Genomic DNA, 20,968 nt, shown 5'->3' on the forward strand with positions numbered 1-20,968 from the left:
ACAAGGTTAAAGTCGTCAGCGGTCATCAAGGAAGAGAGGGGAATGAATGTGTTTGAGTTGTTGAACCAATGGCCGTTCGGAGTCACGGAGTGGCTGGTGATCGGGGTCGGTATCGCCCTGGCCTATATCGTATTCGGCATCGCCGGGTTCGGCACCGCGCTGGTGGCCGGGCCGATTCTGATTGTGTTCATGCCACTGTCGAAAATCGTGCCCTTGCTGGTGCTGCTGGATTTTGTCGCGGCATTCGGCAATCTGCTGCCCTCGCGGCGTGATGTGGCGAAACCGGAGTTATTGCGTTTGCTGCCGTGCATGGCGGTCGGTTGCACGTTGGGTGTGATTTTTTTGCTGAACCTGAAATCCGATCTGTTACTGCTGTTGATGGGGCTGTTTATCAGCGCCTATGCCATCTACAGCCTGTGGGTCAAAGCCCGTCCGACGCAATTGTCTGCCGTGTGGGCGCTGCCGATGGGAACGGTGGGCGGGATGTTCGGTGCGTTGTTCGGCAGTGGCGGTTTTTTGTATGCGATTTATCTGAACAGTCGACTGCCCAAGGACGAGGCGCGGGCGACGCAGAGCGCGCTGATCAGTTGCAGCACCGTGGTGCGGTTGAGTCTCTTCATTGTGGCGGGCGTGTACGCCGAGCTGCCCTTGTTGGTACTGGCGCTGTGCTTGTTGCCGGCGATGGCGCTGGGGCTGTGGATCGGTCGACGGCTGACGATGCGCCTGTCTCGCGAGGCCTTCGTGCGGCTGGTGACCTGGTTGGTGCTGGCGAGCGGGGTCGCGCTGATCGGGCGCTACCTCAGCACCTGAGGGGGCAACCTGTGGCAGGGCGTTTTGTGTGGGAGCGAGCCTGCTCGCGATAAGGTCGTCACATTCAACATTGATGAGTCGGTTCGCACGCTATCGCGAGCAGGCTCGCTCCCACAGAAGCGCGCCCGGCTCACGTTGTTCAATCGTTGTACTGGCTCAGCAACCGCTCCATCCGCGCATTCAAGCGGCGCTTGATTTCGGTTTCGATGTGCGGCGCGAAGTCGTCGATTACGTCCTGCATGATCAATTGCGCGGCAGCGCGCAGTTCGTTGTCGAGGTAGAGCAGGGCGTCGGCGCCCTTGCGGGTGGTCGGCGCCGGTTCGGCGGCTGGCGCCGGGGCTTTCGGTTCGATGATCGGCGCGGGGGCGCTGACGGTATCGAACAGCATTGGAATCTGTTCCTGTTCACCTTCATCGACCGTGTCGGTCAGCAGCGGTGGTTGCAGGTTGTCATCGCCGAGCAGTTGGCGGATCGACTCAAGGTCATCCAGCAGGTGCACGGACTTTTGCAGCGGTTTTGGAGTGTCCATCGGAATGCTCAGAGTCGCTGTAAACGGTGATCTTGCAGAGGATAGCCCTGTTCGCGGTAGAAACGGAAACTCTCGCGCGCGGCCTGGCGAATCACCGGGTCTTCCACCACCACTTCTGCCACGCGGGCAAAACGCTGGGCAAAGGCCGGCACTTTCAGGTCAAGATTGACCAGTAAATCCTGGTGCTGGCCGCAGTCGTCGCCAAGACCCAGGACAATCAGGCTGTCGGGTTCGCTTTCGGCAGGGCCGTGGGGCACAAAACTTTCGCCCTTGAATGCCCATAAGCGTGCATCGAGATCCTCGCGCTGGGAGGCGTCGCTGCAATGCAGGTAAATGCGGTGCCCCATGCGCCAGGCTTTTTCGGTGAGCTTGCAGGCAAAATCCAGGCGTGCCGAAGGGTCGGCGCTGGGCAGGATGTAGAAGTCTACTTTGGTCATTGCGGTTCCTGAGCCTTGAGCGGCACCGCCCGAAAGCGGCGCCGCCCAGGTTCATCGGTTTCAGGCTTTGGCGCGGTCCAGCAGGTATTGGGTCAGCAGGGGAACCGGACGGCCAGTGGCGCCCTTGTCCTTGCCGCCGCTGGTCCAGGCGGTGCCGGCGATGTCCAGGTGAGCCCAGTTCAGGTTCTTGGTGAAGCGCGACAGGAAGCAGGCTGCGGTGATGGTGCCGGCTTTCGGGCCGCCGATGTTGGCGATGTCGGCGAACGGGCTATCGAGTTGCTCCTGGTACTCATCGAACAGCGGCAGTTGCCAGGCGCGGTCGTCGGCTGCCTTGCCGGCGCTGAGCAGTTGGCCGATCAGTTCATCGTTGTTGCCCAGCAGGCCCGAGGTGTGGGAGCCCAGGGCAACCACGCAGGCACCGGTCAGGGTGGCGATATCGATAACGGCTTGCGGCTTGAAGCGCTCGGAGTAGGTCAGGGCGTCGCACAGCACCAGACGGCCTTCGGCGTCAGTGTTGAGGATTTCCACGGTCTGGCCGCTCATGGTGGTGACGATGTCGCCCGGGCGCGAAGCGTTGCCGCTCGGCATGTTCTCGGCGCAAGCCAGGATGCACACCAGGTTGATCGGCAATTTCAGCTCGAGCACCGCACGCAGGGTGCCGAACACGCTGGCAGAGCCGCCCATGTCATATTTCATTTCGTCCATGCCGGCGCCTGGCTTGAGGCTGATACCGCCGGTGTCGAAGGTGATGCCTTTGCCGACCAGGGCGTAGGGCTTCTCGGATTTCTTGCCGCCGTTGTACTGCATGACGATCAGGCGCGGCGGTTGGGCGCTGCCCTGGCCAACGGCATAGAACGAGCCCATGCCCAGTGCCTTGATCTTCTTCTCGTCGAAGACTTCGACTTTCAGGTCCTTGAACTCTTTGCCGAGGTTTTTCGCTTGCTCACCGAGGAACGTCGGGTGGCAGATGTTTGGCGGCAAGTTGCCCAAGTCGCGAGTGAAGGCCATGCCGTTGGCAATGGCGGTGGCGTGGGTCACGGCGCGTTGCACTTCAGCCTGGGCGGCCTTGATGGTCAGCAGGGTGATTTTCTTCAGGGCGCGCGGTTCGGCTTTCTGGCTCTTGAACTGGTCGAACTGGTATTCACCGTCCACCAGGGTTTCGGCCAGCAGGCGGGTCTTGCCGTAGCTGTCGCGGCCCTTGACCACGATTTCGTCCAGGGCCAGGACCGCATCGCTGCCGCCCAGGCCTTTGAGGGTGTTGAGTACGCCGGCGATGATCTTGCGGAACGGGCGGTCGCCCAGTTCTTCATCTTTACCCACGCCCACCAGCAGCACGCGTTCGGCCTTCAGGTTTGGCAGGCTGTGCAGCAAGAGGCTTTGGCCAACCTTGCCGGCCAGGTCGCCACGCTTGAGAACGGCACTGATCGCACCACCGCTGAGTTCGTCGAGTTGCCTGGCGGCGGCACCGAGTTTACGGCCTTCACCGACGGCGACCACCAGCGTGGCGGTTTTCAACGTTTCCGGGTTAACGCTCTTTACAACCAGTTCCATGTCCGGGTCCCTGAATTGATGGTCAGCTTGCAAGCGCGCTCCACAATAGGTGTGCGTCGCTTGCCTGCATCTAAATAGAAAGGCGCCAGTAGCGACCGGCGACGAAGGCCGCAGTTTGAACCTCGCTACCGGCGCCTGACAACCCTCGGCCATACGATTGTAGGAGCGAGCTTGCTCGCGAAGAACCCGGCCTCCTTGGTGTTTCAAGCATCGCGCATAATAGATGTCGTACTTGGCGAGCAAGCACGCTCGTGCAGGTGCCTCACGCATTGCGCAGTGACAGGTGCACTCAATCACAGGATAATGCGCCATCTTTTTCGGCGGCTCTGCCTTGTGGGCTGCCTGATATGTCTGCTTGTTTGGCCGCCTTCGCCTGACAATCCTGGAGTGTCTGGTTTGATCGTCTTTCGTTACCTATCCCGCGAAGTCCTGTTGACCTTGAGCGCCGTCAGCGCCGTGCTGCTGGTCATCATCATGAGCGGACGCTTCATCAAATACCTTGCCCAGGCGGCTTCGGGCCTTCTGGATCCGGGTTCACTGTTCCTGATCATGGGCTTTCGTCTACCGGGATTCCTGCAACTGATCCTGCCATTGGGGCTGTTCCTGGGGATCCTGCTGGCGTATGGCCGGCTGTATCTGGAAAGTGAGATGACCGTGCTTTCGGCTACCGGCATGAGCCAGCAGCGCCTGTTGGTCATGACCCTTTTTCCGGCCACGCTGGTGGCAGTGGTCGTGGCCTGGCTGAGCCTGAGCCTGGCACCGCAAGGGGCCAATCAGTTTCAGTTGCTGCTGAACAAACAGGATGCCCTGACCGAGTTCGATACCCTGGAGCCGGGCCGTTTCCAGGCGTTGCGCGACGAAACCCGGGTGACTTACACCGAGCAGCTGTCGAATGATCGTATCAACCTGGGCGGCGTATTCATCTCGCAAAAAAACGCCTCATCCGACGGGAAAGATCGCGGGATTTCGGTCCTGGTGGCTGAAAAGGGCCGTCAGGAGATCAAACCTGATGGCAATCGCTACCTGATCCTCGACAATGGCTACCGTTACGACGGTAATCCGGGGCAGGCCGACTATCGGGCGATCAAATACGACGAGTACGGTGTATTGCTGGCTAAACCGGATGTCAGCGACGAAGTCACCGACCGTGATGCGCTGAGCACCAGTTCCCTGATCAACAGCGATGACCTGCGCCTGCGCGCCGAGCTCGAATGGCGCCTGTCCTTGCCATTGCTGGTCTTCATCGTGACTCTGATGGCGGTGCCGCTGTCGCGAGTCAACCCGCGCCAGGGGCGCTTCCTCAAACTGTTGCCGGCGATTCTTCTTTATATGGCTTACCTGACCCTGCTGATTGCCGCGCGCGGCGCTCTGGACAAGGGCAAGACCCCGGTGGCGTTGGGCCTGTGGTGGGTGCATGCCATCTTCCTGGTCATCGGCCTGGGCCTGCTTTACTGGGAGCCCCTGCGCTTGAAGATGGCGAGCCGCCGCAGCGCGCTGGAGGTGGCCCGTGGTTAAGCTCGATCGCTACATCGGTAGCAGCGTGCTCATTGCGATCCTGGCGGTACTGGGGATCATCCTGGGCCTGGCAACGTTGTTTGCGTTCATCGACGAAATGGGCGAGATCAGCGATACCTACACCCTGTCCGATGTCACCAGTTATGTGCTGCTGACCGCACCGCGCCGCCTTTACGACATGTTGCCGATGGCGGCGCTGATCGGTTGCCTGATCGGCCTCGGCAGCCTGGCCAGCAACAGCGAGTTGACCATCATGCGCGCCGCCGGCGTGTCGATCGGACGAATCGTCTGGGCGGTCATGAAGCCCATGCTGGTGCTGATGATTGCCGGTGTGCTGATTGGCGAGTATGTCGCCCCCGCCAGCGAAAACATCGCACAGGCCAATCGTTCCCTGGCCCAGGGCAGTGGTGACGCGCAAAGTGCCAAGCACGGCATGTGGCACCGTCAGGGCGATGAGTTCATCCATATCAACTCCGTTCAGCCCAACGGCATTCTGTACGGTGTGACCCGTTATCGCTTTGACGCCGAGCGGCACATGTTGTCGGCCAGCTTCGCCAAGCGCGCGGACTTCGACAAGGAGCACTGGCAGTTGACCGATGTCACCACCACGCTGTTCCACGAGAAGAGTTCTGAAGTGGTGAATGCTCCCCAGGAGCGCTGGGACGTGGCATTGAGTCCTCAATTGCTCAATACCGTGGTGATGACACCTGAGGCGCTGTCGATCAGCGGTCTGTGGGGGTATATCCACTACCTGGCGGAGCAGGGCTTGAACAATGGTCGTTACTGGCTGGCATTTTGGGTCAAGGTGTTGCAGCCGCTGGTCACGGCCGCACTGGTGCTGATGGCGATTTCCTTCATTTTCGGCCCGTTGCGCTCGGTGACCCTCGGTCAGCGGGTATTTACCGGGGTTCTGGTGGGCTTCACCTTCCGCATTGCTCAGGACCTGCTGGGCCCTTCGAGCCTGGTGTTCGGTTTCTCACCGTTGTTTGCAGTGCTGGTACCAGCCAGTATCTGCGCCCTGGCCGGGCTGTTGTTGTTGCGTCGCGCCGGTTGAGGACGGGACATTCCCGGCTTCACTGGTCATAAAAAACGCCCCTGTCGCAAGACCGGGGCGTTTTTGTACAGGCCGTCTGACCTGCAAACGTGACGCTTGCGCCGTGGATCAGGTACAATTCCCGGCTATTTTTCGGCGGGCTATGCCTGCAGCCTTTTTGAGTGTTGATCCGTGAGTGATTTGAGTCATATCCGCAATTTCTCCATCATCGCCCACATTGACCATGGCAAGTCGACGCTGGCCGACCGTTTCATCCAGATGTGTGGCGGCCTGGCCGAGCGCGAAATGGAAGCCCAGGTCCTCGACTCCATGGACCTTGAGCGTGAACGCGGCATCACCATCAAGGCGCATAGCGTTACCCTGTATTACAAAGCCCGTGATGGCATCACCTATCAGCTGAACTTCATTGACACCCCCGGCCACGTTGACTTCACCTACGAAGTCAGCCGCTCGCTGGCGGCCTGTGAAGGCGCGCTGCTGGTGGTCGATGCCGGTCAGGGTGTTGAGGCACAGTCGGTTGCCAACTGCTACACGGCGATCGAGCAAGGCCTGGAAGTGATGCCGGTGTTGAACAAGATCGACCTGCCACAGGCCGATCCGGACCGCGTCAAAGAAGAAATCGAAAAAATCATCGGCATCGATGCCACCGACGCGGTCACGTGCAGCGCCAAGACTGGTCTGGGCGTCGATGAAGTGCTTGAGCGCCTGGTGACCACCATTCCGGCGCCAACCGGCAACATCGAAGATCCGCTGCAAGCGTTGATCATCGACTCCTGGTTCGACAACTACCTGGGCGTTGTGTCCCTGGTGCGCGTTCGCCATGGCCGCGTGAAGAAGGGTGACAAGATTCTGGTCAAGTCCACCGGCAAGATCCACCTGGTGGACAGTGTCGGTGTATTCAATCCTAAACACACCGCGACCGTTGACCTGAAAGCCGGTGAAGTGGGCTTCATCATCGCTGGCATCAAGGACATTCACGGTGCGCCAGTGGGCGACACCCTGACCCTGAGCTCGACGCCGGATGTCGACGTGCTGCCAGGCTTCAAACGTATTCAGCCACAGGTGTACGCCGGTCTGTTCCCGGTCAGCTCCGACGACTTCGAAGACTTCCGTGAGGCGCTGCAAAAGCTCACCCTAAACGACTCGTCGTTGCAATACACGCCGGAAAGCTCCGATGCTCTGGGCTTCGGCTTCCGTTGCGGTTTCCTCGGCATGTTGCACATGGAAATCATCCAGGAGCGCCTGGAGCGCGAGTACGACCTGGACCTGATCACCACGGCGCCAACGGTAATTTTCGAGCTGCTGCTCAAGACCGGTGAAACGATTTACGTCGATAACCCGTCGAAACTGCCGGACCTGTCGTCGATCGAAGACATGCGCGAGCCGATCGTGCGGGCCAATATTCTTGTGCCGCAGGAGCACCTGGGCAACGTCATTACCCTGTGCATCGAGAAACGCGGCATTCAGCACGACATGCTGTTCCTCGGTAGCCAGGTCCAGGTGACCTATGATTTGCCGATGAACGAAGTGGTCCTGGACTTCTTCGATCGTCTGAAGTCCACCAGCCGCGGCTATGCTTCGCTGGATTACCATTTCGATCGTTACCAATCGGCTAATCTGGTGAAACTGGATGTGCTGATCAACGGCGACAAGGTCGATGCCCTGGCGCTGATCGTGCACAAGGACAATGCGCACTACAAAGGTCGCCAGTTGACCGAGAAGATGAAAGACCTGATTCCGCGGCAGATGTTCGACGTGGCAATCCAGGCCGCCATTGGCGGTCAGATTGTGGCGCGGACAACCGTCAAGGCACTCAGAAAGAACGTATTGGCCAAATGCTACGGCGGTGACGTTAGCCGTAAGAAAAAACTGCTGGAAAAGCAAAAGGCCGGTAAAAAACGCATGAAGCAGGTCGGTAACGTGGAAATTCCACAAGAAGCCTTCCTTGCAGTGCTCAGGTTGGATAGTTAGGTCCTATGTCACTAAATTTCCCGCTGTTGCTGGTCATCGCCGTATTCGTTTGCGGCTTGTTGGCGTTGCTCGATCTGCTGTTCCTGGCGCCGCGTCGGCGTGCCGCCATTGCCTCCTATCAGGGCAGCGTAAGCCAGCCTGATGTGATGGTGGTCGAGAAACTGAACAAAGAGCCGCTGCTGGTCGAATACGGCAAGTCGTTCTTCCCGGTGTTGTTCATCGTGCTGGTGCTGCGTTCGTTCCTGGTGGAACCGTTCCAGATTCCTTCCGGCTCGATGAAACCGACCCTGGACGTCGGCGACTTCATCCTGGTGAGCAAGTTTTCCTACGGGATCCGCTTGCCGGTCATCGACAAGAAAGTCATCGAAGTCGGCGAGCCACAGCGTGGTGATGTGATGGTGTTCCGCTATCCAAGCGATCCGAACGTCAACTACATCAAGCGTGTCGTCGGTCTGCCGGGTGATCAGGTTCGTTACACCGCCGACAAGCATCTGTTCGTCAACGGTCAGTCGATTGCCGAGCAACTGGTCGGCTCCGAGCCGGGTACCCTGGGCAGCGCCGAACTCTACAAGGAAAAACTCGGCGCCGCCGAGCACCTGATCCGCAAGGAAATGAGTCGTTACCGCGCAACGCCGGACCGTACATGGACCGTGCCTGCCGGGCACTACTTCATGATGGGCGACAACCGCGACAATTCGAACGACAGTCGCTACTGGGATGATCCGAACATTCCCAAGGATCTGCTGGGCATGGTTCCCGACAAAAATATCGTCGGCAAGGCCTTTGCAGTCTGGATGAGCTGGCCGGAACCGAAACTCAGTCACCTGCCGAATTTTTCGCGGGTTGGCCTGATCAAGTAATCAAACACGGCGCTGTTGAACACAGCGCCGAATGCATTTCTGGAGTCGACACAATCGGCACCGAAAGCATGAAAACAACGAAATTCAGGACGTTATTTTTGAACACAGCGTTAATTGTCCCAAGCCTGCGTCGAATCCCGGCGATGGCGGTGGAATCCAACCACGAACTCAGCGTGGGTAAACCGTGAGCGTCTCCTTAAGCCGTCTCGAGCGTCAGCTCGGCTACACCTTCAAGGATCAGGAGCTGATGGTCCTGGCCCTGACTCACCGAAGCTTTGCCGGGCGCAACAACGAACGCCTGGAGTTCCTCGGTGATGCCATTCTCAACTTCGTGGCCGGCGAGGCGCTGTTCGATCGCTTCCCGCTGGCCCGCGAAGGCCAGTTGTCGCGTTTGCGTGCCCGTCTGGTGAAAGGTGAGACCCTGGCCGTACTGGCCCGTGGTTTCGATCTGGGTGAATACCTGCGCCTGGGCTCCGGCGAGTTGAAGAGCGGCGGTTTCCGTCGCGAGTCGATCCTGGCCGATGCCCTGGAAGCGCTGATTGGTGCGATCTACCTCGACGCTGGCATGGAAGTGGCGCGCGAGCGCGTGCTGGCCTGGCTGGCCGGTGAATTCGAAGGCCTGACGCTGGTCGACACCAACAAAGATCCAAAAACCCGCCTGCAGGAATTTCTGCAGTCCCGTGGTTGCGAGCTGCCGCGTTACGAAGTGGTGGATATCCAGGGTGAACCGCATTGCCGGACGTTCTTCGTCGAATGCGAAATCACCTTACTGAATGAAAAAAGCCGAGGTCAGGGTGTGAGTCGTCGTATTGCCGAACAGGTAGCGGCCGCCGCAGCACTGATTGCCCTGGGTGTGGAGAATGGCAATGACTGATACAACTGCAACGCGCTGTGGCTATGTTGCCATCGTCGGCCGTCCGAACGTGGGCAAGTCCACGTTGCTGAACCACATCCTCGGTCAGAAGCTGGCGATCACTTCGCGCAAGCCGCAAACCACCCGCCACAACATGCTCGGTATCAAGACCGAAGGCAATGTGCAGGCGATCTACGTCGATACCCCTGGCATGCACAAGGGGGGCGAGAAAGCCCTGAACCGTTACATGAACAAAACCGCGTCGGCGGCGTTGAAAGACGTCGACGTGGTGATCTTCGTGGTTGACCGCACCAAGTGGACCGAAGAAGACCAGATGGTCCTCGAGCGCGTGCAATACGTGACCGGCCCGCTGATCGTCGCGCTGAACAAGACCGACCGCATCGAAGACAAGGCTGAGCTGATGCCGCACCTGTCCTGGTTGCAGGAACAGTTGCCGAACGCACAGATCATCCCGATCTCGGCCCAGCACGGGCACAACCTCGATGCGCTGGAGCGGGTGATTGCCGATCATCTGCCGGAAAACGATCACTTCTTCCCGGAAGACCAGATCACCGACCGCAGCAGCCGCTTCCTTGCCGCTGAGCTGGTGCGTGAAAAAATCATGCGTCAGATGGGCGCTGAGCTGCCGTACCAGATCACCGTCGAAATCGAAGAGTTCAAGCAGCAGGGCAAAACCCTGCACATTCACGCGTTGATCCTCGTTGAACGAGACGGCCAGAAAAAAATCATCATTGGCGACAAGGGCGAGCGCATCAAGCGTATCGGCACCGAGGCGCGCAAGGACATGGAACTGCTCTTCGACTCCAAGATCATGCTCAACCTTTGGGTCAAGGTGAAAGGCGGCTGGTCCGACGACGAGCGTGCCCTGCGCTCGCTGGGTTACGGCGACCTGTAATACAGCGCAGCCCCCTGTAGGAGCGAGCCTGCTCGCGATGGATCTGAAAGCGCCGCGTTCATTCAGATAGCCAGCGTTATCGTTATCCACCATCGCGAGCAAGCTCGCTCCTACAACCTGGCGAAAAGCTTATGTCGCAAGCTCCACCCCTCGGCCAACCCGCCTACGTCCTCCACTCCCGCGCCTACCGCGAAAGCAGCGCGCTGGTGGACTTCCTCACGCCGCAAGGTCGGCTGCGGGCGGTTTTGCGCAGTGCACGAGGCAAGGCCGGGACCCTGGCGCGGCCATTCGTGCCGCTGGAAGTCGAGTTTCGAGGGCGGGGCGAGCTCAAGAACGTGGGGCGCATGGAAAGCGCTGGGGTTTCCACCTGGCTCAATGGCGAGGCATTGTTCAGCGGCCTTTATCTCAATGAGTTACTGATTCGTCTGCTGCCTGCCGAAGATCCGCATCCCGCCGTGTTCGATCATTACGCCGCCACATTGCTGGCCCTGGCCGAAGGCCGGCCGCTTGAGCCGTTGTTGCGCTCATTCGAATGGCGGCTGCTTGACGACCTGGGCTACGGCTTCGCCTTGACCACTGACATCCATGGCAATGCCATCGCGGCGGATGGACTCTACCGTTTGCAAGTGGATGCGGGGCTGGAGCGGGTTTACCTGTTACAACCGGGGCTGTTCAATGGCGCCGAGCTGCTGGCGATGGCCGAAGCCGACTGGTCAGCACCGGGGGCCCTATCGGCAGCCAAACGCCTGATGCGCCAGGCACTGGCCGTGCATCTGGGTGGTCGACCGCTGGTTTCCCGCGAGTTGTTTCGAAAACCGTAAATTCCCCATGTATGCTGTGCACCGAACTTTCTCTTCTTCTGGAGCGCTTCTGTGACCACCAGCACCCGCATTCTTCTTGGCGTAAACATCGACCACGTTGCCACCCTGCGTCAGGCCCGGGGGACTCGCTATCCGGACCCGGTCAAGGCTGCGCTGGATGCGGAAGAGGCGGGCGCTGACGGCATTACCGTGCACCTGCGTGAAGACCGTCGCCACATCCAGGAACGTGATGTATTGCTGCTCAAGGACGTGCTGCAAACCCGCATGAACTTCGAAATGGGCGTGACCGAAGAAATGATGGCTTTCGCCGAGCGTATTCGCCCGGCGCACATTTGCCTGGTACCGGAAACCCGTCAGGAGCTGACGACCGAGGGTGGTCTGGACGTGGCCGGCCAGGAAGCGCGGATCAAGGCTGCCGTGGAACGTCTGTCGAAGATCGGTTCTGAAGTGTCACTGTTCATTGATGCCGACGAGCGCCAGATCGAGGCTTCCCGCCGTGTTGGCGCACCGGCCATCGAGCTGCACACCGGGCGTTACGCCGATGCCGAGACACCGACCGAGGTGGCTGAAGAGCTCAAGCGCGTTGCCGATGGCGTGGCGTTTGGTCTGGCCCAGGGCCTGATCGTCAACGCCGGCCATGGCCTGCACTACCACAACGTCGAAGCCGTGGCTGCGATCAAGGGCATTAACGAACTGAACATCGGCCATGCGCTGGTGGCTCATGCGTTGTTCGTGGGCTTCAAGTCGGCTGTTTCGGAGATGAAATCGCTGATTCTGGCGGCGGCTGCCAAGGCTTAAAACCGAGCGCAAAACCAATGCGGGAGCGAGCCTGCTCGCGATGGCGGCCGGACAGTCACGATTGAAGTGACTGAAAGGGCTTCATCGCGAGCAGGCTCGCTCCCACAATTGTTTGATGGGGCAGTTAAAGCGGAGCCGGTTCCGGAGCCGGTTTGGTCTTGTCGATCCCGGGCACGTGCAGGTTGCCCTCGGCCACTTGATCGCCCTCAAGCTGCGGCTGCGTGACCCAGGTCAGGATGTCGTAGTAGCGGCGGATGTTGGCCACAAAATGCACCGGCTCGCCGCCACGGGCATAGCCGTATCGGGTTTTGCTGTACCACTTCTTCTCGGACAGTCGCGGAAGCATTTTCTTCACGTCCAGCCACTTGTCCGGGTTCAGGCCTTCCCTGGACGCCATTTTGCGCGCGTCATCCAGGTGACCAGTGCCGACGTTGTAGGCCGCCAGGGCAAACCAGGTGCGGTCCGGTTCCTGAATCGACTCGTCGAGCTGATCCTTCATGTAAGCCAGGTATTTGGCGCCGCCCATGATGCTCTGCTTGGGGTCGAGGCGGTTGGACACGCCCATGGCCTGCGCAGTGTTCTGGGTCAGCATCATCAGGCCTCGCACGCCGGTTTTGGATGTGACGGCCGGTTGCCACAGCGATTCCTGATAGCCGATGGCTGCCAGCAGGCGCCAGTCGACTTTCTCTTTCTTGGCATAGGCCTTGAAGTGCTGTTCGTACTTGGGCAAACGTTGCTGCAAGTGCTGGGCGAAAGTGGTGGCACCCATATAGCCAAGCACATCGACATGCCCGTAATAGCGGTCTTTGAGGCGTTGCAGGGTGCCGTTCTTCTTGACCTTGTCCAGGTAGGCATTGATCTCGTTGAGCAGGCTGTTGTCATCGCCAGCCGCCACTGCCCAGCTCTGGTTGCTGGCGTCACCCAGGTCAAAGGCGACCCGGATATTGGTGAAGTACACCTGGTTCATCGCGACTTCGTTGGAGTCCACCAGGGTCAGATCGATCTGACCCTCATCGACCATGCGCAACAGGTCGACGACTTCGACGGCGTCGGACTCTTCGTATTCAATGCCGGGAAATTGCTTCTTCAGCTGCGCCAGTTGTTCGGCGTGGGTGCTGCCCTTGAGCACCATGATCTTCTTGCCCACCAGATCTTTCGCTTCGGTAGGGCGCGACTGGCCGTTGCGATAGATGATCTGTGGGGTCACTTCCAGATAGGAGTGGGAAAACCGTACCTGCTTTTTGCGCGCTTCGCTGCTGACCAGCCCTGCGGCCGCGAGTACCGGGCCTTTGGGTTTGCCCACCTCGTTGAACAGGTCGTCGAGGTTGTCGGCGGTCTCGATCTTGAGCTCGACCCCCAGATCGTCGGCGAAGCGCTTCACCAGCTCGTATTCGAAGCCGGTTTCACCGTTGCGATCCTGAAAGTAAGTGGCGGGGCTGTTTCGGGTGATCACCCGCAGCACACCATCCTCCTTTACGCGCTCCAGTGTGTTGGGTTTATCAACACAGCCACTGAGCATCAGGAAGAGTCCGGTTGCGATCAGCCATTTGGCGAACCGCGGACGCAAAGCCATTGGGGAAAACATTTGCGCAGTATACGCAAAGGACCACGAGCGCCATATCTCGACAGCAAAGGGCTTGTCTGCTAGAGAGCGAAAAACCCACTTGGAGCCCGCAGGAATGGGCTTTAAGCACTTTTTATGACAGTGAAAATAACGGGTGAAAAGTGCTCCGGTCGGCCCTGGTTTTTCGCCCGGACGCCCGCCCGGACGCCCGGGTGCAACCGTGCGTAGCGTTTCGGGTGATGTCGCGGGCTGTTTAGGCTAGAATGCACGGCCTCAAAGCACACCCCTTCCCGAGGCTGTCCCGAAGATGTTGATCCTGCGCGGCGCTCCTGCCCTTTCTGCCTTTCGCCACAGCAAGCTCCTTGAGCAACTGAGCCAGAAGGTCCCGGCTGTCAGTGGCCTGTATGCTGAATTCGCTCACTTCGCCGAAGTTACCGGCGTCCTGACCGACGACGAACAGCAGGTGCTTGCGCGCCTTCTGAAGTACGGTCCAAGCGTTCCGGTCCAGGAGCCGACCGGTCGTCTGTTTCTGGTGTTGCCGCGTTTTGGCACCATTTCGCCATGGTCGAGCAAGGCCAGCGACATCGCTCGCAATTGCGGCCTGACCAAGATCCAGCGCCTGGAGCGCGGCATCGCGTTCTACGTTGCCGGCCAGTTCAGCGATGCTGAAGCTCAACTCATTGCTGATGCGCTTCACGACCGCATGACCCAGATCGTCCTGGGCAACCTTGAGCAGGCCGCCGGCCTGTTCAGCCACGCCGAACCCAAGCCCCTGACCGCGATCGACGTGTTGGGTGGCGGCCGCGCCGCGCTGGAAAAAGCCAACACCGAGCTGGGCCTGGCCCTGGCTGAAGACGAAATCGAATACCTGGTCAACGCGTTCGTCGGCTTGAAGCGCAACCCGCACGACATCGAGCTGATGATGTTTGCCCAGGCGAACTCCGAGCACTGCCGTCACAAGATCTTCAACGCCAGTTGGGACATCGACGGCGAAAGCCAGGAAAAAAGCCTGTTCGGCATGATCAAGAACACCTACGTGATGCACAGCGAAGGCGTTCTGTCGGCTTACAAGGACAACGCTTCGGTGATCGTCGGCTCCGTGGCCGGGCGTTTCTTCCCGGACCCTGAAACCCGCCAGTACGGTGCGGTGCAGGAGCCGGTGCACATCCTGATGAAGGTCGAGACCCACAACCACCCGACCGCGATTGCCCCGTTCCCGGGCGCGTCCACCGGTTCCGGTGGCGAGATCCGCGACGAAGGTGCAACCGGGCGTGGCGCCAAGCCGAAGGCTGGCCTGACCGGATTCACCGTGTCCAACCTGCAGATTCCGGGCTTCGAACAGCCATGGGAAGTGCCATATGGCAAGCCTGAGCGCATCGTTACCGCGCTCGACATCATGATCGAAGGCCCACTGGGCGGCGCGGCGTTCAACAACGAATTCGGCCGTCCTGCACTGACCGGCTACTTCCGTACCTTCGAACAATCCATCACCACCCCGCACGGTGATGAAGTTCGCGGCTACCACAAGCCGATCATGCTGGCTGGCGGCATGGGCAACATCCGTGAAGAACACGTCAAGAAAGGCGAAATCGTCGTTGGCTCCAAGCTGATCGTGCTCGGCGGCCCGGCGATGCTGATCGGTCTGGGCGGCGGCGCGGCTTCCTCCATGGCCACCGGCACCAGCTCGGCCGACCTGGACTTCGCTTCCGTACAGCGTGAAAACCCTGAGATGGAGCGTCGCTGCCAGGAAGTCATCGACCGTTGCTGGCAACTGGGTGACAAGAACCCGATCAGCTTTATCCACGACGTGGGTGCGGGCGGTCTGTCCAACGCCTTCCCGGAACTGGTCAACGACGGCGACCGTGGTGGCCGTTTCGAACTGCGCAACATTCCAAACGACGAGCCGGGCATGGCCCCGCACGAAATCTGGTCCAACGAATCCCAGGAGCGTTACGTACTGGCCGTCGGCCCGGCTGACTTCGAACGCTTCAAGGCGATCTGCGAACGCGAGCGTTGCCCGTTCGCCGTGGTCGGCGAAGCCACTGCCGAGCCGCAGCTGACCGTGACCGACAGTCACTTCGGCAACAGCCCGGTGGACATGCCGCTGGAAGTATTGCTGGGCAAAGCCCCGCGCATGCACCGTTCGGTGGTGCGTGAAAACGAGCTGGGCGACGATTTCGATCCGTCGACCCTGAACATCGGCGAATGCGTCGAGCGCGTCCTGCATCACCCGGCCGTGGCGAGCAAAAGCTTCCTGATCACCATCGGCGACCGCACCATCACCGGCCTCGTGGCCCGTGACCAGATGGTTGGCCCCTGGCAGGTTCCGGTGGCCGACGTTGCCGTCACCGCCACCAGCTTCGACGTCTACACCGGTGAAGCCATGGCCATGGGCGAGCGTACTCCGCTGGCGCTGCTGGACGCTCCGGCGTCGGGCCGCATGGCCATCGGCGAAACCCTGACCAACATCGCAGCCTCGCGCATCGCCAAGATCTCCGACATCAAGCTGTCGGCGAACTGGATGTCGGCTGCCGGTCACCCAGGCGAAGACGCGCGTCTGTACGACACCGTCAAAGCGGTCGGCATGGAGCTGTGCCCTGAGCTGGGCATCACCATTCCGGTGGGCAAGGACTCGATGTCCATGGCCACGCGCTGGAACGATGAAGGCGTGGACAAGGCGGTCACTTCGCCAATGTCCCTGATCGTGACCGGTTTCGCGCCAGTGACTGACATCCGTCAGACCCTGACCCCGCAACTGCGCATGGACAAGGGCACCACCGACCTGATCCTGATCGACCTGGGCCGCGGCCAGAACCGCATGGGCGCCTCGATCCTCGCCCAGGTTCACGGCAAGCTCGGCAAGCAGGCTCCGGACGTCGACGACGCCGAAGACCTGAAAGCCTTCTTCGCCGTGATCCAGGGCCTCAACGCCGACGGTCACCTGCTGGCTTACCACGACCGTTCCGACGGTGGTCTGCTGACCAGCGCCGTGGAAATGGCCTTCGCCGGTCATTGCGGTCTGAGCCTGAACCTCGACGGTCTGGCGGAGACTTCCGCCGATATCGCCGCCATCCTGTTCAACGAAGAGTTGGGTGCGGTGATCCAGGTTCGCCAGGACGCCACCCCGGACATCCTCGCGCAGTTCAGCGCTGCCGGCCTGGGCGAATGCGTGTCGGTGATCGGCCAGCCGATCAACAACGGCGAGATCAGCATTACCTTCAACGGCGACACCGTATTCGAAGGCCAGCGTCGTCTGCTGCAACGCCAGTGGGCCGAGACCAGCTACCAGATCCAGCGTCTGCGTGACAACGCCGACTGCGCCGATCAAGAGTTCGACGTGCTGCTGGAAGAAGACAACCCGGGCCTGAGCGTCAAGCTCAGCTACGACGTCAACCAGGACATCGCCGCGCCTTACATCAAGAAAGGCATCCGTCCACAGGTCGCCGTGCTGCGTGAGCAGGGCGTCAACGGCCAGGTGGAAATGGCGGCGGCGTTCGACCGCGCCGGTTTCAACGCGATCGACGTGCACATGAGCGACATTCTGGCCGGCCGTGTCGACCTGAACGAGTTCAAGGGCATGGTCGCTTGCGGTGGCTTCTCGTACGGCGACGTACTGGGTGCCGGTGAAGGCTGGGCCAAGTCGGCGCTGTTCAACAGCCGTGCCCGCGATGCGTTCCAGGGCTTCTTCGAGCGTAACGACAGCTTCACCCTCGGTGTGTGCAACGGTTGCCAGATGATGTCCAACCTGCACGAACTGATTCCGGGCAGCGAGTTCTGGCCGCACTTCGTGCGTAACCGTTCCGAGCAGTTCGAAGCCCGTGTGGCGATGGTGCAGATCCAGGAGTCGAACTCGATCTTCCTGCAAGGCATGGCCGGTTCGCGTATGCCGATCGCCATTGCTCACGGCGAAGGTCATGCCGAATTCGCCAGCGAAGAAGCGTTGCTGGAAGCCGATCTGTCCGGTTGCGTGGCGATGCGTTTCGTCGACAACCACGGCAAGGTCACCGAAAACTACCCGGCCAACCCGAACGGCTCGCCGCGCGGGATCACCGGTTTGACCAGCCGCGACGGTCGCGTAACCATCATGATGCCGCACCCGGAGCGTGTGTTCCGCGCCGTGCAGAACTCGTGGCGTTCGGATGACTGGAACGAAGACGCCCCTTGGATGCGCATGTTCCGTAACGCTCGTGTGTGGGTGAACTAAGAGCCGTGTACAAGCTCAGCTTTTTTGTTCCCGACAGCCATGTCGACGTGGTCAAAAGTGCCGTATTCGTCGCCGGTGGCGGACGGATCGGTGCTTACGATCACTGCGCATGGCAGGTGTTGGGCCAAGGCCAGTTTCGTCCACTGGAGGGCAGTCAGCCGTTCATTGGCGAGGCAGGGCAGGTCGAACGGGTCGAGGAGTGGAAAGTCGAGCTGGTCGTGGCCGATGAGTTGATCCGCGATGTGGTGGCTGCCTTGAAAGGCAGCCACCCCTACGAGACACCGGCTTATGAAGTGTGGCGGCTGGAGGATTTCTGATTCTTCGCCGCTGAAATGAAAAACCCGCTGAAAGCGATTTCAGCGGGTTTTTTATTGCCCGTAAGGCCCTTGGGTGATTACGGCCGAATCTCGATCATCGTACCATCCGGCACCAGATTCCAGACTTCACGCATGTCCATGTTGCGCATGGCGACGCAGCCATCGGTCCAGTCCAGGGTGTGGAACAGGTCTTCCGGGGTGTCTTCGGTGTCCGGGGTGCCGTGGATCATGATCATGCCGCCGGGCTCGACACCTTCGCGGCGCGCGCGGGCGGAGTCAGTGATGTTCGGGTAAGAAATGTGCATCGCCAGATTGAAGTTGTTGCTGGTCTTGCGCCAGTCGATCCAGTAGAAACCCTCCGGCGTACGTTTGTCGCCCTCCATCAGTTTCGGCCCCCTCGGGTTTTTGCCCAGGGAAATGCGATAGGTCTTGACCGGCTTGCCGTCATTGATCAATTGCAATTGATGTGCGGACTTGAGAACCAGGACTTTCTCGATGACCTTGCCGTTCAGCGTTTCCACGGCAGAAGCCTGGGACACCGTGATGAACGACAAGCAAAACAGGGCAAGCAACCAGCGCATTGAAACGATTCCCCAAAAAGGTGTCTCGATTATTCATTTATAGATGTTTTTTTAGTTGGCAGGCTGAGCAAGCGGCGGGATCGATTCGGACCGCACGGGGTAGGCCTCGGTCCGCCGGTCAGCGAAGAAGCATTCTAAGGTACGGCCCACCGTGCGGAAAGCCAGCTCATCCCAGGGAATGTCGACTTCGTCGAATAATTGCACTTCCAGACTTTCGGGGCCGGCGGCGAAGTTCAGGTCCGCCAGTTCGGCGCGGAAAAATACATGCACCTGGCTGATGTGCGGCACGTCGATCAGGGTATAGATGCTCAGGTTGCGCACCCGGGCACAGGCTTCCTCGGCGGTTTCGCGAATCGCCGCCTGTTCGATGGTCTCGCCGTTCTCCATGAAGCCGGCGGGCAGGGTCCAATAACCCAGGCGTGGCTCGATGGCGCGTCGGCACAGCAACACCTTGGTGCCCCAGGTCGCCACGCAACCGGCGACGATATTGGGGTTCTGGTAATGAATGGTCTGACAGCGGTCGCAGACGAAACGAAGGCGCGAATCGCCTTCGGGAATGCGCTGGGTCACCGGGTTGCCGCATTGACTGCAAAATTTCATGCTTGGGTTCCTGAATGCTGCGCCTATCTTGGCGTGCGGCGGTGTCCGTCGGCAAGTTGTCGTTTCGCGACACGCTGCTGTACGAGGGGTTGGGCGGCCGAAGCGATTGGTGCATGATGCAGGGTAAGGCACAGATCGAGAACACTCATGCTGGACGAGCTACTGCATCGGGTAAGTAACCACACTCCGCGCACGTTGGAGACCGACCGACGTTTTCCCGAGGCCGCCGTCCTGGTGCCCATCACCCGCAGTGACGAGCCGGAGCTGCTGTTGACCCTGCGTGCCAGTGGCCTCTCGACCCACGGCGGCGAAGTCGCCTTTCCCGGCGGCCGACGCGATCCTGAAGACCCCGACCTGATTTTCACCGCCCTGCGCGAAGCCGAAGAAGAGATTGGCTTGCCGCCAGGATTGGTTGAAGTGATCGGCCCGCTCAGCCCGCTGATTTCCCTGCACGGGATCAAGGTCACCCCTTATGTCGGGGTGATTCCCGATTTCGTCGAATACCAGGCCAACGATGCCGAGATTGCCGCGGTGTTCAGCGTGCCCCTGGAGTTCTTCCGCAAGGACCCGCGCGAACACACCCACCGCATCGATTATCAGGGCCGCAGCTGGTACGTGCCGAGTTATCGCTATGGCGAATACAAGATCTGGGGCCTGACGGCAATCATGATCGTCGAGTTGATCAACCTGCTCTATGACGCCAAAATCAGCCTGCACCAACCGCCCAAAAGCTTTATCAATACCTGAAGCCATCACTCCAATGGCCTGAACACGCCGCTGCCTGCGCCTTGAGGACAACACGATGAAATACCGCCTGGGCGACGCCCGTGTCGAGACCCACCCACAGAGCTGGGTCGCTCCCAATGCCGTGCTGGTGGGCAAGGTCAAGCTGGAAGAGGGGGCCAACGTCTGGTTCAACGCCGTGCTGCGGGGCGACAACGAGTTGATCCTGATCGGCAAGAACAGCAACGTCCAGGATGGCACCGTGATGCACACCGACATGGGCTACCCGCTGACCATCGGCACCGGCGTGACCATTGGCCATAACGCCATGCTGCATGGCTGCACCGTAGGGGACTACAGCCTGATTGGCATCAATGCGGTCATTCTCAATGGCGCAAAAATCGGCAAGAACTGCATCATCGGCGCCAATTCACTGATTGGCGAAGGCAAGGAAATTCCGGACGGTTCACTGGTGATGGGCTCGCCCGGCAAAGTGGTGCGCGAATTGACCGAACCGCAGAAGAAAATGCTCGAAGCCAGCGCCGCTCACTACGTGCATAACGCCCAGCGTTACGCCCGCGATCTGGTTGAGCAAGAAGAATGACGACCACCGAACGCCCCGTATCATCGCCCTGTGTGAATATTTGCGCGCTGGACGACGATGACATCTGCACGGGCTGTCAGCGCACGGTCGAAGAGATTACCCGCTGGAGCCGCATGACCAACGACGAACGCCGCACGGTGCTGGGGTTGTGCCATGAGCGGGCCAAGGCCAGCGGGTTGGTGTGGATGTTGCCGACCAAATCTGGTCGCTGAATTAGAGTGGACTTTTTGTGGCGAGGGAGCTTGCTCCCGCTGGGCTGC

20 protein-coding genes are annotated in these 20,968 nt (G+C 60.1%); 14 read left to right on the forward strand and 6 right to left on the reverse strand.

Annotated elements, in window-relative coordinates:
* The first annotated feature begins 42 nt into the window (after positions 1–42).
* Positions 43–810 (forward strand): sulfite exporter TauE/SafE family protein, encoded by a 768-nt coding sequence (locus ACGJAX_RS11150; protein WP_247255917.1) that lies wholly within the window; start codon positions 43–45, stop codon positions 808–810.
* A gap of 139 nt (positions 811–949) precedes the next feature.
* Here ACGJAX_RS11150 and ACGJAX_RS11155 read toward each other — a convergent pair whose 3' ends face one another.
* The 3 genes from ACGJAX_RS11155 to ACGJAX_RS11165 are packed head-to-tail and all read right to left on the reverse strand — an operon-like array spanning position 950 to position 3,327.
* Positions 950–1,339, reverse strand: coding sequence for a DNA polymerase III subunit chi (locus tag ACGJAX_RS11155; protein ID WP_090316544.1), 390 nt, complete (start codon positions 1,337–1,339; stop codon positions 950–952).
* An 8-nt stretch (positions 1,340–1,347) separates the two neighbouring features.
* Complete coding sequence (locus tag ACGJAX_RS11160) at positions 1,348–1,776, reverse strand: DNA polymerase III subunit chi (protein ID WP_090316547.1); 429 nt, start codon at positions 1,774–1,776, stop codon at positions 1,348–1,350.
* Between the two features lie 60 nt (positions 1,777–1,836).
* Entirely contained in the window at positions 1,837–3,327 is a 1,491-nt protein-coding gene (locus ACGJAX_RS11165; protein ID WP_247255915.1) for a leucyl aminopeptidase, read from the reverse strand.
* 396 nt (positions 3,328–3,723) lie between these two features.
* Here ACGJAX_RS11165 and lptF point away from each other — a divergent pair, with 396 nt between their 5' ends.
* The 8 genes from lptF to pdxJ all read left to right on the forward strand — a co-directional run bounded on the left by lptF (position 3,724) and on the right by pdxJ (position 12,115).
* A complete protein-coding gene (lptF, locus tag ACGJAX_RS11170) occupies positions 3,724–4,842 on the forward strand; it encodes an LPS export ABC transporter permease LptF (RefSeq protein ID WP_390958901.1) in 1,119 nt (372 codons plus the stop codon).
* Positions 4,835–5,896: an LPS export ABC transporter permease LptG gene (gene lptG, locus ACGJAX_RS11175; protein ID WP_390958903.1), complete on the forward strand. Its 1,062-nt coding sequence runs from the start codon at positions 4,835–4,837 to the stop codon at positions 5,894–5,896. The genes lptF and lptG overlap by 8 nt, the downstream gene beginning before the upstream one ends.
* A gap of 171 nt (positions 5,897–6,067) precedes the next feature.
* A complete protein-coding gene (gene lepA, locus ACGJAX_RS11180; protein WP_090316563.1) occupies positions 6,068–7,867 on the forward strand; it encodes a translation elongation factor 4 in 1,800 nt (599 codons plus the stop codon).
* Between the two features lie 5 nt (positions 7,868–7,872).
* Positions 7,873–8,727 (forward strand): signal peptidase I, encoded by an 855-nt coding sequence (lepB, locus tag ACGJAX_RS11185; RefSeq protein ID WP_090316568.1) that lies wholly within the window; start codon positions 7,873–7,875, stop codon positions 8,725–8,727.
* Positions 8,728–8,911: 184 nt separating this feature from the next.
* Entirely contained in the window at positions 8,912–9,601 is a 690-nt protein-coding gene (gene rnc / locus ACGJAX_RS11190; protein WP_008056598.1) for a ribonuclease III, read from the forward strand.
* Positions 9,594–10,496: a GTPase Era gene (gene era / locus ACGJAX_RS11195; RefSeq protein WP_390958906.1), complete on the forward strand. Its 903-nt coding sequence runs from the start codon at positions 9,594–9,596 to the stop codon at positions 10,494–10,496. The genes rnc and era overlap by 8 nt, the downstream gene beginning before the upstream one ends.
* A gap of 131 nt (positions 10,497–10,627) precedes the next feature.
* On the forward strand, positions 10,628–11,317 hold the full coding sequence (gene recO, locus ACGJAX_RS11200; RefSeq protein WP_247255912.1) for a DNA repair protein RecO: 690 nt from the start codon (positions 10,628–10,630) through the stop codon (positions 11,315–11,317).
* 51 nt (positions 11,318–11,368) lie between these two features.
* On the forward strand, positions 11,369–12,115 hold the full coding sequence (pdxJ, locus tag ACGJAX_RS11205; RefSeq protein ID WP_247255911.1) for a pyridoxine 5'-phosphate synthase: 747 nt from the start codon (positions 11,369–11,371) through the stop codon (positions 12,113–12,115).
* Between the two features lie 124 nt (positions 12,116–12,239).
* Here pdxJ and mltF read toward each other — a convergent pair whose 3' ends face one another.
* The gene (gene mltF, locus ACGJAX_RS11210) at positions 12,240–13,700 is read right to left on the reverse strand and encodes a membrane-bound lytic murein transglycosylase MltF (protein ID WP_248914426.1); all 1,461 of its coding nucleotides are present in this window, start codon (positions 13,698–13,700) and stop codon (positions 12,240–12,242) included.
* Between the two features lie 286 nt (positions 13,701–13,986).
* Here mltF and purL point away from each other — a divergent pair, with 286 nt between their 5' ends.
* Positions 13,987–17,883, forward strand: coding sequence for a phosphoribosylformylglycinamidine synthase (gene purL, locus ACGJAX_RS11215; RefSeq protein WP_390958908.1), 3,897 nt, complete (start codon positions 13,987–13,989; stop codon positions 17,881–17,883).
* Between the two features lie 5 nt (positions 17,884–17,888).
* On the forward strand, positions 17,889–18,200 hold the full coding sequence (locus ACGJAX_RS11220; RefSeq protein WP_390958910.1) for an NGG1p interacting factor NIF3: 312 nt from the start codon (positions 17,889–17,891) through the stop codon (positions 18,198–18,200).
* A 77-nt stretch (positions 18,201–18,277) separates the two neighbouring features.
* On the opposite strand, the gene ACGJAX_RS11225 is transcribed toward ACGJAX_RS11220, so the two are convergent.
* A complete protein-coding gene (locus ACGJAX_RS11225) occupies positions 18,278–18,781 on the reverse strand; it encodes a murein L,D-transpeptidase family protein (protein WP_090316595.1) in 504 nt (167 codons plus the stop codon).
* Positions 18,782–18,832: 51 nt separating this feature from the next.
* Positions 18,833–19,381: an NUDIX hydrolase gene (locus ACGJAX_RS11230; protein WP_247255908.1), complete on the reverse strand. Its 549-nt coding sequence runs from the start codon at positions 19,379–19,381 to the stop codon at positions 18,833–18,835.
* A gap of 147 nt (positions 19,382–19,528) precedes the next feature.
* Here ACGJAX_RS11230 and ACGJAX_RS11235 point away from each other — a divergent pair, with 147 nt between their 5' ends.
* The 3 genes from ACGJAX_RS11235 to ACGJAX_RS11245 are packed head-to-tail and all read left to right on the forward strand — an operon-like array spanning position 19,529 to position 20,920.
* Positions 19,529–20,128 carry a CoA pyrophosphatase gene (locus ACGJAX_RS11235; RefSeq protein ID WP_090316600.1) on the forward strand — a complete coding sequence of 200 codons (600 nt, stop codon included), beginning with the start codon at positions 19,529–19,531 and terminating at the stop codon, positions 20,126–20,128.
* Between the two features lie 55 nt (positions 20,129–20,183).
* Positions 20,184–20,708: a gamma carbonic anhydrase family protein gene (locus ACGJAX_RS11240; RefSeq protein ID WP_047538150.1), complete on the forward strand. Its 525-nt coding sequence runs from the start codon at positions 20,184–20,186 to the stop codon at positions 20,706–20,708.
* On the forward strand, positions 20,705–20,920 hold the full coding sequence (locus tag ACGJAX_RS11245) for a DUF1289 domain-containing protein (RefSeq protein WP_390958913.1): 216 nt from the start codon (positions 20,705–20,707) through the stop codon (positions 20,918–20,920). The genes ACGJAX_RS11240 and ACGJAX_RS11245 overlap by 4 nt, the downstream gene beginning before the upstream one ends.
* The last annotated feature ends 48 nt before the right edge of the window (positions 20,921–20,968 follow it).

This window comes from Pseudomonas moorei, from assembly GCF_042846945.1.
GTDB classification, from domain to species: Bacteria; Pseudomonadota; Gammaproteobacteria; order Pseudomonadales; family Pseudomonadaceae; genus Aquipseudomonas; species Aquipseudomonas moorei.